Below are 16,059 nucleotides of genomic sequence, written 5' to 3' on the forward strand. Positions count from 1 at the left end.
GCGACTGGTTTTCTATCAAAGAAAAATCAGATTCGGCTAGATCTTTCTTTAACCACCCCTCTGCCGTATCCCCGACAGGAATCGAACCTGTATCTAGAGTTTAGGAAACCCTCGTTCTATCCATTGAACTACGGGGACAAACGGATACCGGCACGTTTTGACCGGACCGGGGCAGCATTCAACAGCGGAATGAAGCTTGCAAGGGGTTGCAACATCTTCTTTGCTTTGGCGTTACCCGCTCCCGCACTCTACCCAACCGCCCTTCATGAGCACCCCAGCCTTCTCCCGCCGCCGCTTTCTCTCCACCACCGCAGGCTTTGCCGCAGGCGCCTTCACTGGTCCCAACCTTCTCCTCCGCGGCCAGGACGCCTCGGCCAAGCGCCTGAACCTGGTCCAGATCGGGGCCAACGGTAAGGGGCTGGCCGACACGGGCATGGTGACGCTGAACCACAACATCGTGGCCATGGTGGATGTGGACACCAAACGACTCGAAGAGGCTGCGAAAAAGCGCGAAAAGCACCATCTTGACTCGTCCCAACCCGCCCCGCCGGCGCCGAAGCTGTACCAGGACTTCCGCAAGATGTTCGATGAGATGAGCAACCAGATCGACGGGGTCATCGTCTCCACGCCGGACCACACCCACTATCTGGCTGCCATGCATGCCATCAAGCATGGCAAGCATGTCTGTGTGCAGAAACCGCTGTGCAACTACATCTCAGAAGTGAGAGACCTCCACAGGGCTGCCAAAGAGGCGAAAATCGTGACGCAGATGGGCAACCAAGGGCGTACAATGGAAGGACAGCGCATGGCGAAGGAGTGGATCGAGCAGGGTGCCATTGGAACTTTGAAGGAAATCCGCCTGTGGACGAACCGGCCGATCTGGCCTCAGGGGCCTATTAAAAAGAAGCTGGTGGAGTGCCCGGCCAACCTGGACTGGGATCTCTGGCTGTCCTGTGAGCCTTCTGAGCCCTACTTTGAGTTCGATCTGGACCCGGTGACGGCCAAGAAGAAGCAGCGCAGCCCGGGGCCGGCTCCGTTTAACTGGCGTGGGTGGTGGCAGTTTGGCTCGGGCGCGCTGGGAGACATGGGTTGCCACATCATGGACTCTTCCTTTAGCATTCTGGGTCAGTTGATTCCGGAGAAGATCGAGGCGGAAAGTGGTCCCATTACGGACCTGAATGCGCCGATGTGGAGCAAGCTGGTTTATCATATGCCTGCGGGCAAGCACCCTGCCCTGACGGTTTCGTGGCACGATGGGGAGAAGGATGGTGTGCCGAACAAGCCGGAGCGTCATCCGGACATTCCGGAAGAGACGTTCAAAAAGGCGACGAGCGGGATGATGTTCATCGGCACGGATGGCGTTGTGTTTGAAGGAGATGCGTATTGCAAGAGCCCGGTCATCTACCCGCTGGAGAAGTACAAGCAGGTGCGGGAGGACATGAAGGCGGGCAAGATCAAGCAGACGGAGACCCGGAGTGTGATGCCGGACAATCCGCAGGGTGAGTGGGCGCACCACATCGTGAACGGGGGGCTGCCCTCCTCCAACTTTGACTACTCGGCTCCTCTGACGGAGTTCGTGCTGCTGGGGAATCTGGCGATCCGGGCGCAGCAGACGGTGCAGTGGGACAAGTCGGCGATGAAGGTGACGAATGTGGAGGCTCCGAACAAGTTCATCACCCGTCCGTCCTATCGGGCTGGGTGGAAGTCCTGATCGGACCTTTTGGCACCTTTAACTACTTCAGCGGCAGCAGGGCGACCTGCTGCCGCTTTTTGGGTTCGTGCGGCACTTTGGGGGCTGTTGAGGGGAAGTGCGGACGCTGTGTTTGGGTGACTGGGGGCGTGGTTTGGAGGGGAGTTGTGTGTCGGATTCGGCAAAAAAGGGGCCGTTTGAGGGGTCGATTTTGGTGAGTTTTGGGGAACGCTTTTGGCGGAGTTGTGTGTCGGATTCGGCAAAAGTGGGGGGACGGAGGATGCCCTGATTCATTTTTTTTGCCTGGCCCGATTCTTTCCGCCTATTCCGTGATGCATTTTGGACCTGCAATCACCTTGCCGACGATGATGTCGAAGCCGGAGCTTTTGTATTGGAGGTTGGAAGGGACTCCCAATGGGAAAGGGCTCTTTTTGCCGGAGCGATCCAAGAGGAGATCTTTGGGGACATCGGCGTAGACGGATCGCAGAGTCCACTCTCCTGCCTTCTTCTGGACGCCGCCATAGACACGCAGGTTTTCACAGCCTTCGACATCCAGGACGAGATCGAAGTCTTTCTCTTCGCATCTGACACGCACGCGGTCATGCAGAACGGCTATGAGCTCTGCGGGGGCTTCGGGGTGGTTTGGGAAAAGGAAGGTCGTACCCTCCTTGATCCTCAGGGCTGAGGAGTTGGCGGTAGTGGCAGTGGGGGCGAAGCGGGCAAATGAAGCTGGGAGGGTGGTGGCGGCGCCTTTGCGGAGGACGATGCGTTTGCCGGTGCCTTCTTCGCGCAGCTCGAGTTCGGACAGATCGGCGGGCTGTCCTTGGGAGAAGCCTTGAATGGCGGTGTGTTTTAAGAGGGTGAAACTGCGGAGACCGCCGAATTTTTTGCCGACTTCGGTGACGAGATCGGTGCGTTTGGGGTCGCCGGGGCGCCAGGCCTGGAGTTTGAAGAGGGGTGGTTTGCTGGCGATGAATTGCAAGGTGAGCTCCTCGACTTCGCGGCCTTTGTAGATCAGGCTTGAGGCGTAGGCGGGGTATTTGAAATCGGAATCGAACTGGATGGTCGCGAAGGCGGTCGGTGGATCGGCAGCGAAGGCCGGACTGGCCCCCAGCAGGAGAAAGAAAACAACGGGAATGTGTTTCATTGGGGTGGCACCTTTCCTTTTGAGGGTGGTCGTCGCGCGAAAGGAAAGCTAAAGCGTGGGTGAATGGCCTGCCATCTAAAAAGTGGCGCTCGGCTTCGGTGTGTCCGGGGAATGGGGTTCTGGTGGGCTTTGGGTTGAGGCCGATGGAGGGACGAGGGTGGGACGTCTGAGCCTGCTATGAGATTGTAGGGCTGCGGAGCCGGGAAGAGACGAGACAGGCGACTGAACCTAGGAACGGAGATGGCAGCCTACGGAATACACGGAACAAACGGAAAATCAGACAAAGCCCCAAACCTTGATTGCTTACCTTTGGAGTGGTCGGCTGGGAAAGCACTATCCCGAGTATTCCGAGTGGTCGGCAGGCCATCTATTCTCGTTTTTAGGCTGAAACGACTCTGGGTTGCGAGAAATCTGGCCGCTAGTGGGAGCGGGTGAGCTGTGTTGGTTGAGCTGAGGGGGCGTTTGGGAGACGATGGGGCGGGGAGATCTCGTGTCTCCAATATTTGAGTGGGCGCGCGGGCAGGTCTCAGAGAAGCCAAAGGTTTGGGCCATGTGCGAAATCACTCGGCATTTTTCAGGCTGGATTATCAGCAAAGAAGCATTCGATTATTTGCACCTTGGCCTCTCCTTCCACCGATTTTATAGCCCCATTTTCTGGGATTTGGCATGTTCTGAGCAAGTGAAGGAGAAGACCTTAATTTTATAATTTGATTCTTTTTTGAATTGATTCTCTTTTGAATCGGTCCATAATAAACTATGGATAGAATTTATTCGTCACGCGATTTCTATGACCGCCAGTGGGAGCAGCGACACTTTCAGGACCTGCTTTCACGAGGCCAGAACATCCTGATTTCAGCCCCACGCCGTGTCGGAAAAACGGAACTGGCCTACATGCTTCTGGACTGGGCGCATTCACAGGGGTGGAGGACAGCTTATGGAGATGTCCAGGACGCCAAAGACGAAGCTGATTTCCTCAATGAACTGGCCAAGATGCTGACAAAAGTCGGTGCGAGCAAAGGTGCTGTTAACACCCTCATGGAGGCTGGCACGGCTTTACGCAGGTTGTTACCTGGTTTGAAATACACGGCGGAGGGGCAGAGCGTAGAGTTGAAGTTCAATCCAGAAGTGGAGGACGCGCTTTCAGAAGTAGAACGCTGTTTTGATCTGCTGATTACCTCCCTCACAGAGAAGGCTGAAAAGTTCATGCTATGTCTTGATGAAATGCCGATTTTCCTGTCGAAGCTCTGCAAGGAAACAAATGGTGAAGCCCGTGCAGCGCATATTCTTCACTGGTTCAGGAAGCTCCGGAACGCTCCAAATTTGAGGCATGTCCGTTGGCTGCTCTGCGGCTCCATCGGGTTAGACACCTTTGTAGAGCAGCGTGGACTTGCAGGCACCATCAATGATCTAAAGCCTGAAAAGCTTGGACCTTTTGAAGGTCCCATAGCGATCGAGTTTGTGAAACTGCGTGCCAGACTCGGAGTGGAGGCGTTTGCGATGCCGGATGACGTGGCCGCAGAAGTGGTGGGTCGCGTCGGCTGGGCGCTTCCGTTCTATCTGAAGTTGATGGTGGACGAAATGCAGGCCATCCCGCCTAGGCAGAGGTCGAAGAATTTCCCTTCATCTGCCGATGTGGAGGCTGCTTTTGCGGTGCTGGTATCGTCAGACAAGCAGGTGCAGTTTCGGCATTGGGTCAGCCGATTGGAACTACAGTTTGGCATAGCCGTCACCCAGAGAGTACATGTAATCCTCAAAGCTTGCTGCCAGAAGCCTGCTGGCATGTCCAAATCTCGCTTGCGGCAGTTGATGATCAAACGCCAGCCAGAGGGGGATGTGGAGACCCTGGAGCGTGAACTGGTCTTGCTGTTAAGCATCCTTCAGCGGGATGGCTACCTGCATAGTGAGGATGGCACTCGATGGGTCTTCCGCTCCTTCCTGCTGCGGGACTTTTGGAAAAATCACGTCGTTTATTGAGCCTTCACCCTGCACCCGACCATGACTGACTCAGACAAAAGCCCCATGCGTCATTTCCGCTACAATCCACGCTGGCAGGAACCGAATGAACTTGAGCGCTTGTACGTGGCGCGCAAACCGCTCCTGGCACGCCTACACGCACAGATTGCCGAGCAGGGCACGACGTCCGCCCCGCGCCATCATTTGATCATCGGCCAGCGTGGGATGGGCAAGACCACTCTATTGATGAGGCTGGCGCTTGAACTCAAACAAAAAAACCCCGATTTCCTCCCGCTGACCTTCTGGGAGGAGCAGTACGTCGAGGTGGACCGGCTATCAGTGTTCTGGCTGAACTGCCTTGATTCCATGGCCGACTCGTTTGAGGCCATGCAAGAAACCGGTGCTGTCGAGCAGATAGACCTTGAAGTCAGGCGTTTGGAGAAAATCTCCAGTGAAGAGGAGCGGGCGCGCGAAGCCGCGCAATGCTTTGCTGAAGCCATCACGCGCGGAGGAAAGAGACTCGTGCTATTCATCGACAACTTCAATCTGCTGATTGCTCGCCTGAAAGAGCATGACCATGTACTTCGCGGATTTTTCACCCGCCACGGCGCTCCGATCATTGTCGGAGCAGGCGTCACACCGCCTGATGAAATCTCCGACTACGACGCGGCCTTTTATGACGGCTTTCAGACCACACTGCTGCACCGTCTTTCGATGGAAGAAGTGCAGGACATGATCAAGCGACTGGCCGAAATCGACCAAGAGCAGCAGGCCGTCAGCGCCATGTGGCGCGAACTACCGCGCATCGCTGCGCTGCGTGACCTCTCAGGTGGCAATCCACGCACCTGCCTGCTCATTTACCATCTCTGTGTTCAAGGATTTGCCGAAAGCATCTATCGCGATCTTGAAACGCTGCTAGACGAGACCACGCCTCTGTTCCAAACCCGCTTTGATCAGCTTTCTGACCAGGGTCAGAAACTAGTGGCACGTCTCGCCAGACATTGGTTTCCCGCCACCGCAGATAAGATCACTGAAATCACCGGATTCCCCCGCGGCACCGTCTCCCCTCTGCTAGGGCGGCTGGAGCAGGAGGGCATCATCGAAAAGGTGCAGCTCTTCGATCCCAATCGCCGCGACAAGCCCAAAGACAAACCAGGAGGCTTCAGCAAGCGCCTAGGCTACCAAATCACCGAACGCTTTTTCAGCATGTGGCTTATCATGCGTTCCTCCAGCCGACGCGAGCGGGAAGGCATCCGCTGCCTCTCCCGCTGGCTGGAGTGCCTCTACACGCCTGAAGAGCTGGAGCATCATGCCAGACAGTATTCGTGTAAGGATGCGCTTTCTTGGGACCAAGCAGTTGTCGCCAGGGCTCTCGCCGAATGCGTAGGTGATGGCAAAGGCGGCGCTTTTGACGATCTGCTTCTATTGGCCGACATCAGCCTCCTTTCACGTGTCAAAAAGGGCGAGGGAAATCTTGAAGGTGTGATAGACGAAAAGAAATTGGATAGTCGCGCCTTAAATTTTGTCGCACTGCGAGAACGCCTGATGCAGAGTGTCGGGCCTAGGGCCAAAGTGACTCCGGAAAAGTTTGCCGATCTGGTTTTAGGATCACCCTCAATTCTCTCAAAGAAAGGACTGAGTAGAAGCATTATCGCGCAGTTGGATGATCCTCGACCACTTGCAGTAGATCGACTGGTTGAAATGCTTGAGGAAAAGGATGAGTTTGCTGTGGCTGTCGGCGATGAAGCTTTGTCATGGTTAAGCCAGAGACTTCGCAACGGACAACTACATGCAGATGATGTCAAAAGCATTGAGGCTTCCTTGGATCAAGCTCCAAACGCCCGAGCTAGGGCTTGCATTGGAGCGGTTGCTCAGGAGTGCAAAAGCTTTGATCTTGCTGAAAAGGCTTACCGCTCAGCCGTGGATGAGGATGCGAGCACTGGCTATGCATGGGAAGGGCTAGCTATAATTTATCATAAATCAGATCGGTTTGAAGAAGCCAGGGATGCGTATGCCAAAGCGCTGGCGATCAATGACGATTCTGCTGACATGTGCTCGAATTATGGGCAGTTGCTTGCAATACGATTTAATCAGCTCCCTGATGCTGTAACTTGGCTCCGCAAAGCTGCGAAGCTCGACCCAAGGAGTTCAGTTATTGCCAATAACCTTGCTGCATGCTTGTGGTTCCAAGAAGGTGAAGAAAAGTGGAAGGAAGCCATTCAAGAGTTTCGCAGGGCTGCTGCGTTGGATCTCTTTGACCCTAAGTTTCACATAAACATCGGAAGCATTTACCAAAATAAGTTGAAGGACTATGCCAGAGCTGAAACTAGCTACCGAACAGCAATCTCGATCAACAACCGATCCGGTGACGCGCGATTCCATCTGGCGCTTCTGCTGCACGAATGCAGGCATGACTACCCTGCCGCCGAGGAGCAATACCGGAAGGCAATTGAAATTGACGAAAATGACATCGCAACCTGGTTAGCATTAGGCATTTTGCTTCTACATCGGCTGCAACGTCCTGAAGAAGCGGTTCAAGCCTTTGAAAAGGTGCTTGTATTGGAACCCAAGAATGAATCAGCGTGGTACCAGCTTGCATTGGCGGACATCATGCATTTTGGGCGGATTGGGGAAGGAAAGAAGAAGCTGCTGAAAATTTTGGAGATTAAACCAAAGTGTGCCAATGCGTTGAATTCACTAGGCAATCTCGAATACGATGTGTTCGGCAATGTTGACGAAGCAACAAAATATTTTGAAGCAGCAATGGAAGCCGAGCCTGACACTGATCAGGCTCGGCACAATTACCTCTTTCTCATTCGCGACTCACTTGGAGACATGGATCGTGCCAAAAGCCTCTTTGCGGAATTGCGGCAGCCGGACCAGTGGAAAGATTCGCAAGCTCTTCATCGGGCGCTCTTTGCGTGCTACGACGACAACTGGGGCTTAGCAAGCGCGGCCCTGCTGGAAGCCTTGGCAGTCATTGACTTTGGAGCTTTCCCCAAAAACTCGGAAGATGACTGGTTCCGCGCCAGTGCGGTGATGATCAAACTCGGCTTTGTCTCCAAACTCCTTTCACTTTTGGAGGAACAAGGAGGCAAAACCCGGATGATGCCATGGTTTGCCGCTTTAGAAGCACATAAGGCCGGTGACAAGCAGCTGCTGCTCAATTACCCTCCCGAAGTTCGGCCCGCGGCAGAACTATTTTATGATCAAATCGAGAAGCGTCTGAAACTGATTACTCAAAGCGGAGCCGAGCATTGAAGTTTTAATTACAAAGCCGCTAGAGAAGGTGGGTTCGGGATGCAAATCCCAAGGCCTTAGCTATGAGGACGATTACAAGGGGAATGCGCTGGCGGGGCTGGTGACTCCTGAAGGGGCGCAGATTCGGTATCACCAGGCTTACTCTGATGAGCGGGTTCGATCCATCTGGTCGCGGCTGCGAGGGCTGCCGGAGTTTGCGGATGGGCGGCTGGGAAGAGTGAGCTATCAGGGGCGGTGGCTGCTAGCGTGAGGGGGCAATGCTGATAGGCGGGGTAGCCGAGAGGGAGAGCGCAGAATGCCCCCCAGATGAGGCGGAGCTTTTTGCAGACGCTGCTGGTGACTGGTGGATGCTGCGAAGTGCTGGGTTTGCTTCCCCGATTTGCTTGCGATAACCCAGGGCGGCACTCGCCGAGGCTCGTTTGCCCTGGGCTGCCTTATGTCGCCCCTTTGGGGCTGGGGGAGGAGCGAAAGCGATTCTGTTATGTTGGGGCGGGATTCTGTTACAGCGGAGCGGGATCTTGTTACAGGGGTGCCGAACCGTCTGTGAATTTGCGGTGAGGCCGGTGATGAAAATTCGGGGATGCATGGTCTTCACGGAGTGTCATGCTTGTCTGGTGTTCTGACTCACTCACTCCTCCCTGTTCGATCCATGACACACAAAAGACGGATCCTTCTTCCTGCATTGCTGTCGCTTCTGGCGGCGGGGCTGGTGTGGAGCTTTCGGGAGAAGCAGCCTGCTGATCCGGTCATTGGTTCAGCCGATGCTTCGGGTGCGCTGGTTCTGCATGTTTTCAGTCCGGGCATGAGGAATCCGAATGTGGCACGGCTGACGACTGATTATGGAGTGGTGCTCTACAGGAGCAGAGAAAAAGGAGCGACGTTTGTGCTGGGGGACAGAGGCAAAAATTCTGTTCGTGAGTTCGGTGATTATTCGGATTTTGTGAAGGCCCTTGGAGAGCTGCCGTCTGGCAGTGTGATCACGATTTATGACCGCTGTCAGATGCCTCGGTTCTTTGACTTTTATCCGGTGCACCAGGCGATGTACCGGATGTTCGCCAATGACTGCGCTAAGAGAGGATTGAAACTGGCAGAGCACCCGAAGATCACGTGCACGTGTTCAGAAACAGAATGGAGATAACGAAAGTTTACGGAGTCGGGGCGGGGCGGGGCGGGGCGGGGTGTTTGGTGTTTTGCGGAGTGCTGGGTGGTGCGGGAACAGGGCTTTAAGGGCAGGCGTGAGAGGTGCGGGGCAGCGTGCGGGGGCGGAGCTTGGCGGCATCGGAGTGCCGCGCTCCCAGGGGGCTGTTTCCTTGGCAGAGTATGAGGGCAGGAAAAAAGTTCCCCAAGTGCGGCGGAGCGTTTTGCAGACGCTGCTGGTGAGCGGTGGATGTGGCGAAGTGGTGGGTTTGCTTTCCGATTGGCTGGTGGTAAACCCAGGGCGGCACTCGCCGAGGCTCGTTTGCCCTGGGCTGCCTTATGCCGCCCCTTTGGGGCTGATGTGTGGCGGAGCGAAGGAGCCAAGAGAATGGTATTTCAGCTAAAACACGCGGGGTTTCTGGATCGTGGAATACGCGCTCATTGTCGTTTCTGTCTTTCCGTGCTTTAGCGGCCAATTCTCACGTTACCTACGTTGGCAGGCGGTGGAGTGATGCGGTCTTTGGATTCCGCGACGGGGCGGACTCGATATTGGAATATCGAGCTACATCCAGGCGTGCCACATACTCCCATTTTAGTTGCCGGTTTGGGGAGGATTTTGACAGGCTAGGCTCGGCTTTCAGCCGTGCTATGAAATCATCCATCCGGAACTGCTTCAGCAGACGCTGGCGAGCCAGGGGGCCAATGTGAAGATTTTGCTGAGTGATACGACGGTGGTGTTTTTTCCGCTGGCGGTGCAGCATCGGGACTGCAAATCGCATGGGCTTTGACCAGCTCTCAAAAATCTTGTCACATTGCCCGGACGGCTGAGCAGCCCCATTGGCTGCGTTGGTCGCTTGCCTGTTATGTTCCAATAGCAGGCAGCGCTCCCGCCTTGCCACTGGGGCCGCTGCGCTCGCCGGTCAAAATGACCCTCTTTTCGAGAACTGGTCTATGTCTGCGCTGAAACTAGCTCTGCCTGCGGCTGGGCTGCCTCTCTGCGATACTTGATGAAGCCCATCACGAGCGCAATGATGGCGAGCGAGCGAAGAACAATATGGGCCGTGAGGGCTCTGTGAACCGGATCACCGAACGGGACCTCCATGATCAAATAGACGTTATAGGCCAGGGAGCCAAGCTGCCCCAATCCAAGCAGGCTGGCTGAAAACCAGCCGGGACGGAGCCAGAGCAGGACTGATAGAACGAGCAGGAGCGCAATGTCGCCGATAACAGCGGCCCACTCGCCTGCGATGACGCCGCCCACGGCGAACCAGATGACGTGAGCGAGGGTCATGATGATCGCTCCCATAAACCATCTGGGCTTCAGGGGTGTCTTGGCGAAAACGATCAGCAAAAAAATCGCTGCTCCGATGGGTATCCAGCCAAATGCACCTGTATATTCAGCAAACATCCAGCCTGCGGCGGCTCCTGCGAGGCCTCCAATGGAAGCGAGGGGATGTGGAGGCTTGGGCGATTCACTCATTATGTTTCGTGGTGTATTAAACTGGACGGGCTGCGGGATGGAAAACAATTCCGTCGAGGACGTCAATCCTATAGTGGAGCCTACGGGGGCGGGTTCGGACAGGGAGGTTCGCCGGCTCTTTGCGAGCATCTTGGATCGGAGCCGGGAAAGCGACAGCAGGTGATCATCCATTCACCCCAAGAATGCCTTGGCTTCCACACTTCGAAGGCTAGCGTCCAGCGCCCCCTCCCCCCCTTGATCTGCATGGAACCTCTTATGTCCTCTGTCCACGAAGTCGGAATCCACGCTTCCCAGGAACGGCTGGAAAAATTGCTGGCCGAGAGGCTGACTCCGGGTGCTGACCGGGCTGCCATTGACGCACGCATCTGGAATCTGTTTGGCGAGACGTGGGCGGTGATGTTCACGGATTTGTCCGGGTTCTCGCGCCATGTGGCTGAATTCGGGATCGTGCACTTTCTGCAGGTCATCCATGAGGCGAAACGGATCTTCACGCCCTGCGTGGACAGAAACGATGGCATTCTGTTGAAGGTGGAAGGCGACAGCATGCTCATCATTTTTCGCACGGTGGCCAGTGCCCTCCAGTGCGCGGTCGACATGCAGCGTGCCGCCAAACGCTACAATGCTGGCAAGCCGCAGGAGGAGCATGTTTTGCAATGCATCGGTCTGGGCTACGGCCAGGTCCTCCGCATCGGCGACGACGATGTCTTTGGCCGGGAGGTCAACGCGGCGAGCAAACTCGGCGAAGACATCGCCGGGCCCTGGGAAATCCTCGTCACTGAGTCTGTGCAAGCGGAAGCGGCAGAAATCCCTGGCCTTGGGTTCGAGGCTATTGCGGACATCCCACCTGGGGCGAGCAGTGCCGCCCGGGTGATCTACGAGCTCTGAGAAGAGGAGCGGCAGCGCCAGTTTCACTCACGAGCGCGGTGGAATCCACCTGACGTCCATGGCGGACTCTGCTCCTCAAAGTGCACGGAGTTGGTGCGGGGGCGGGGCTGTGCGAAGCGAGACAGACGAACGAAGTGAGCCCGTAGGGTGAGCGCAGCGAATCAATGCGACGCTCCCAGGGGGGAGGCTTGGGGCGTGAGGATGGGGGCGTGAGGATGGGGGTGGGGAGGTGCGGGGCGGCGTGCGAGGGCGGAGCTGGGCGGCATCGGAGTGCCGCGGTCCCAGGGGGGGCGTCTGTCGGTGTGAGGCTGGCTTTGTGGCGTACGGAAGTCCTCGCAGTCGGGCGGTTTGGCGGAGGATGTCTTGGAGCATGGCCATGTCTTCGACGCCAAACACGACCAACCTACGGCCAGAGTGCTGCGTGGTGCGGACGCTACGAAGGGCACGATGTGCCCTCAGGGGGCGTGGCGCATCAAGGCAGGGCTGGGAGGTGCGGGGCGTTTTGTTTTGTGCGGAGTGCTGCGGCATCGGAGTGCCGCGCTCCCGGGGGGGCGTCTGTCGGTGTGAGGCTGGCTTTGTGGCGTACGGAAGTCCTCGCAGTCGGGCGGTTTGGCGGGGGAGGTCTTGGAGCATGGCCATGTCTTCGACGCCAAACACGACCAACCTACGGCCAGAGTGCGCATTCTTCGCTGAAGCTTCGAAGGGCACGATGTGCCCTCAGGGGGCGTGGCGCATCAAGGCAGGGCTGGGAGGTGCGGGGCGTTTTGTTTTGTGCGAGGGCGGAGTGCTGCGGCATCGGAGTGCCGCGCTCCCAGGGGGCTGCTCCCTTGGCAGAGTGTGAGGGCAGGAAGAAGCCCCCAAAGTGCGGCGGGGCTTTTTGCAGACGCTGCTGGTGAGTGGTGGATGGGGCGAAGTGCTGGGTTTGCTACCTGATTTGCTGGTGGTAACCCCAGGGCGGCACTCGCCGAGGCTCGTTTTGCCCTGGGCTCTATTATGCCGCCCCTTTGGGGCTGGAGATCGAGCGACGAACGCGCTTGGAGCGTTTTGACCAACTCTCAAAAACCTTGTCACATTGCCCGGACGGCGGAGCGGCCCCATTGGCAGCGTTAGTCGCTTGCCTGGTATTCTTCAATAGCAGGCGGCGCTCCCGCATTTCGCTGGCTGAAGGCTGGCGCAAAAAGTGGTTCGTACCGTCCTTTGTGCGGTTGCGAGGGTGCACGAAAGGCCAGATGCCGCTCAGGGACTGAGCGGACTACTATGCTGGCGAGACTTAACTGCAAAGACGTAGGCTGCTCCCGTGCGGGGAGCGGCGAGTGGGTGATTCTGTTAGGACCGAGGCGGTGCGTTTTGTGTTTGGCGGAGTGCTGCGGGCTCGGAGGCCCGCGCTCCGGGGGCCTAGCGGAGATTGACGGCGCCGCCGTCGATGGGGTAGGAGCTGCCGGTGACGAAGGAGGCTTCGTCGCTGCAGAGGTAGAGGGCGAGGGCGGCGATTTCTTCGGGCTTGGCCATGCGGCCGATGGGCTGGGCTTCGCTGAGCTTTTGGAACATTTCGGCTTCCTGGCCGGGGTAGGTTTTGGCGAGGTAGCCGTCGACAAAGGGGGTGTGGACGCGGGCGGGGGCGATGCAGTTGCAGCGGATGCCTTGCTTGATGAAGTCTTTGGCGATGGAGTAGGTCATCATGAGGACGGCGCCTTTGGTCATGGAGTAGGCGAAGCGGTCGGCGAGGCCCATCTGGGCGGCGATGGAGCACATGTTGAGGATGACGCCGTTTTTCTTTTCGGTCATGTGGGCGAGGGCGGCCTGGGCGCAGGCGTGGACGCCTTTGATGTTGACGCGGTGGAGGCGGTCCATGTCGTCCTCGGTGGTGGTGAGGGCATTGCCGATGTGGGCGATGCCGGCGTTGTTGACGAGGATGTCGATCTTGCCGTGGGTGGCGGCGACTGAGTCGAAGAGGGCTTTGACTTCGGTGTAGCTGCCGACATCGCAGGCGGAGGCGCGGGCGGTGCCTGATGCGCCGGCGGCGGTGATGGCATCGACGGTGGACTGGGCGGCTTCTTGTTTGAGATCGAGGACTTCGACATGGGCGCCCTGTTTGGCGAAGAGGATGGCGATGGCCTGGCCGATGCCGGAGCCGGCTCCGGTGATGATGACGGTTTTATTGGTGAGGGAGAACATGAGGGGGGAGAGGGGGCGGTGGGCGGTTAGCAGTCGGCGGTGGGCTGCAGGCTGTGAACGGTCGGCGGTGGTGGAGGGAGAGAAAACTGGAGTTGGAGGGGAGTTTTTACGTGTTTACTGCTTTTCGGGCAACGCAAGAATTACCTGACCCTGAGCTTCACCACAGAGGCACGATGCAACACAGAGGCCGGAGCGGATTTGTGGCTGGGTCGATGAGGGAGGCGCTGGTGCCAATGCCACCGTCGATGAATGTGCATGTGCTCCCGCGCTCCTTCAGAGCGCAGCCTTGATGGAAAAAGAGGACCTGTCGCGAGACCCAGGGCTTGCGCCCTGGGCTGACTCCTGCGGGCCGTTGGCCCGCGATGGCATCACGAATTTCGAGGTCTATGGATTCCGGCATTAACTAGGTGCCATTCCTGTCTAGATTCATGCTATGCGCAGAAAGATGAACGGCGCTAGATAGGGTGCGGAGCTTGAAGGAAGGGAGAGGGCGACGGGACGAAGAATTCCACGGACGCGCGCAGCGCATCCCTACCAGCCCGCTACGCAGGCTTCCTGAACTGAGATACAGACCTGTTTTCAATGAACTTTGGTATCAATCATTGTTTGCTTAACAATCGTGAACCACGGTCAACAACTGTTCAGCGACTGTAAACTCTGCTCCTCTTTTTACTTCTTTCCTTTTTTGCGGGTTTCTCCTTCGGGGTTGGCGGGGAGGAAGGAGGCGAAGCGGGATTCGAAGCGTTTGGGGATGACGCATTGGATTTCGGCGCGGCCGGTTTCGTAGTCTTCGCTGAGCATCTTGCCTTCCTGATGGACGAGGGCGACGAGGTCCATGCGATCGAGGGGGAGGCTGAGGGTGAGGCGCACGACGCGGTCGATCATGAAGTCGTGGAGGCGATGGAGGAGATCGTCGAGGCCCTGGCCGGTGTGGACGGAGATGAGGACGGCTTCGGGGAATTCGCGGCGGAGCTCGAGGAGGCGGGCGTCGTCGATGAGGTCGGCTTTGTTGAGGACGAGGAGGACTTTTTTGTCTCCGGCGCCGAGCTCGCTGAGGACCTTGGTGGTGGTCTGATAAAACTCCATGGCCTGGAGTGAGCTGGAGTCGATGACGTGGATGAGGAAGTCTGCCTGGATGGCTTCTTCAAGGGTGGCGCGGAAGGACTGGACGAGGTCGTGGGGGAGATTGCGAATGAAGCCGACGGTGTCTGTGACGAGGAGGGGCTGGCCGTCTGGGAGCTCCATGCGGCGGGTGGTGGTGTCGAGGGTGGCGAAGAGCTTGTCTTCGACGTAGGAGTCTGCGGCGGTGAGCTTGTTGAGGAGGGAGGATTTGCCGGCGTTTGTGTAGCCGACGATGGCGGCGTGGGGGACGGGGACGCGGCTGCGCTCTTTGCGCATGGTATCACGCTGCTTTTTGACTTCTTCGAGGTCGGCGCGGAGTTTATCGAGACGTTTGCTGGCGAGGCGGCGGTCCACTTCGAGCTGGGTCTCCCCTTCCCCACGTGCGGCACCTGCGCCGCCGACGCCGCCACCGGCTCCGCCGCCCTGGCGGTCCAAGTGGGCCCACATGCGGGTGAGGCGGGGGATGGAGTACTCCAATTTCGCGAGCTCGACCTGGAGGCGTGCTTCGCGGGTCTTGGCGCGCATGTTGAAGATGTCGAGGATGACTTCGTGGCGGTCGATGACGCAGATGTCTCCTTCGCTTTCCCAGGCGCGCTGCTGGCCGGGGCTGAGTTCATTGTCCCAGACGATGCAGTCGGCGCCGAGGTCTTTGGCCTGCTTCATGAGCTCGGCGGATTTGCCGCTGCCGATGAGGTAGCGGGCGGTGTGCTCGCGGGCGAAGACGAGTTCTTTGCCGATGATGTTGATGCCGAGGGTGCCGACGAGCTCGCAGAGCTCCTGGAGGAGATCGGTGGCCTCCTGCTTCTGGCGGCGGTCGAAGTAGGCGGCGATGAGGAAGGCGTTTTCGACTTGGTTGGGTTTTTCGCGGATGTCGAACATGGGGGTGGGAGTATGGAGAGGGGTGGGGGATTGCCAAGGGCGAGGTGGGGCGCGGGCTGGGGGAGTGAGGGGGGATACTGATTTTGCAACGCAGAGTTTAGAAGACCGCAGAGAAGAGTTTCTGGATGGTGAAGGGGCGGTTTTGCATGGCTTGCGGTCTTGGTTTATTCGGTGCTTTCTGAGCGGAGGGGGCAGCGAAGGCGGAGGGCTATTCGAAAGGACAGAAAGGACAGAAAGGACGGAAAGGACATGGAGTTCGGCGACAGACGAAGGGTGGCAGAACGCCTCGCCCCATTGCCAAGGTGCGGATTCCATGGCATGGAGGCGGGA

At 57.6% G+C, this 16,059-nt stretch carries 9 protein-coding genes and 1 tRNA gene; 5 read left to right on the plus strand and 5 right to left on the minus strand.

Features of this window, described 5'->3' with window-relative positions; genetic code table 11:
• Positions 1-66: 66 nt before the first annotated feature.
• Positions 67-138, minus strand: a tRNA-Arg gene (locus ACILSR_RS10550).
• Positions 139-265: 127 nt separating this feature from the next.
• Between ACILSR_RS10550 and ACILSR_RS10555 the strand changes: the two genes are divergently transcribed.
• A complete protein-coding gene (locus ACILSR_RS10555; protein WP_395749728.1) occupies positions 266-1,711 on the plus strand; it encodes a Gfo/Idh/MocA family protein in 1,446 nt (481 codons plus the stop codon).
• 301 nt (positions 1,712-2,012) lie between these two features.
• Here ACILSR_RS10555 and ACILSR_RS10560 read toward each other — a convergent pair whose 3' ends face one another.
• Positions 2,013-2,837 carry a hypothetical protein gene (locus ACILSR_RS10560; protein WP_395749729.1) on the minus strand — a complete coding sequence of 275 codons (825 nt, stop codon included), beginning with the start codon at positions 2,835-2,837 and terminating at the stop codon, positions 2,013-2,015.
• Positions 2,838-3,593: 756 nt separating this feature from the next.
• Here ACILSR_RS10560 and ACILSR_RS10565 point away from each other — a divergent pair.
• The 3 genes from ACILSR_RS10565 to ACILSR_RS10575 all read left to right on the plus strand — a co-directional run bounded on the left by ACILSR_RS10565 (position 3,594) and on the right by ACILSR_RS10575 (position 9,189).
• Positions 3,594-4,811 (plus strand): AAA-like domain-containing protein, encoded by a 1,218-nt coding sequence (locus tag ACILSR_RS10565; RefSeq protein WP_395749730.1) that lies wholly within the window; start codon positions 3,594-3,596, stop codon positions 4,809-4,811.
• 21 nt (positions 4,812-4,832) lie between these two features.
• Positions 4,833-8,051 (plus strand): tetratricopeptide repeat protein, encoded by a 3,219-nt coding sequence (locus ACILSR_RS10570; RefSeq protein ID WP_395749731.1) that lies wholly within the window; start codon positions 4,833-4,835, stop codon positions 8,049-8,051.
• Positions 8,052-8,733: 682 nt separating this feature from the next.
• Positions 8,734-9,189 (plus strand): hypothetical protein, encoded by a 456-nt coding sequence (locus ACILSR_RS10575; RefSeq protein ID WP_395749732.1) that lies wholly within the window; start codon positions 8,734-8,736, stop codon positions 9,187-9,189.
• A gap of 948 nt (positions 9,190-10,137) precedes the next feature.
• Here ACILSR_RS10575 and ACILSR_RS10580 read toward each other — a convergent pair.
• Positions 10,138-10,596, minus strand: a complete 459-nt coding sequence (locus tag ACILSR_RS10580; protein WP_395749733.1) for a hypothetical protein — start codon at positions 10,594-10,596, stop codon at positions 10,138-10,140.
• A gap of 327 nt (positions 10,597-10,923) precedes the next feature.
• Here ACILSR_RS10580 and ACILSR_RS10585 point away from each other — a divergent pair, with 327 nt between their 5' ends.
• On the plus strand, positions 10,924-11,553 hold the full coding sequence (locus ACILSR_RS10585; protein WP_395749970.1) for an adenylate/guanylate cyclase domain-containing protein: 630 nt from the start codon (positions 10,924-10,926) through the stop codon (positions 11,551-11,553).
• Positions 11,554-12,948: 1,395 nt separating this feature from the next.
• On the opposite strand, the gene ACILSR_RS10590 is transcribed toward ACILSR_RS10585, so the two are convergent.
• On the minus strand, positions 12,949-13,728 hold the full coding sequence (locus ACILSR_RS10590) for an SDR family NAD(P)-dependent oxidoreductase (protein WP_395749734.1): 780 nt from the start codon (positions 13,726-13,728) through the stop codon (positions 12,949-12,951).
• 669 nt (positions 13,729-14,397) lie between these two features.
• On the minus strand, positions 14,398-15,729 hold the full coding sequence (hflX, locus tag ACILSR_RS10595) for a GTPase HflX (protein WP_395749735.1): 1,332 nt from the start codon (positions 15,727-15,729) through the stop codon (positions 14,398-14,400).
• Between the last annotated feature and the right edge of the window lie 330 nt (positions 15,730-16,059).

The sequence above is a fragment of the Prosthecobacter sp. genome (genome assembly GCF_044222565.1).
Lineage (GTDB): Bacteria > Verrucomicrobiota > Verrucomicrobiia > Verrucomicrobiales > Verrucomicrobiaceae > Prosthecobacter.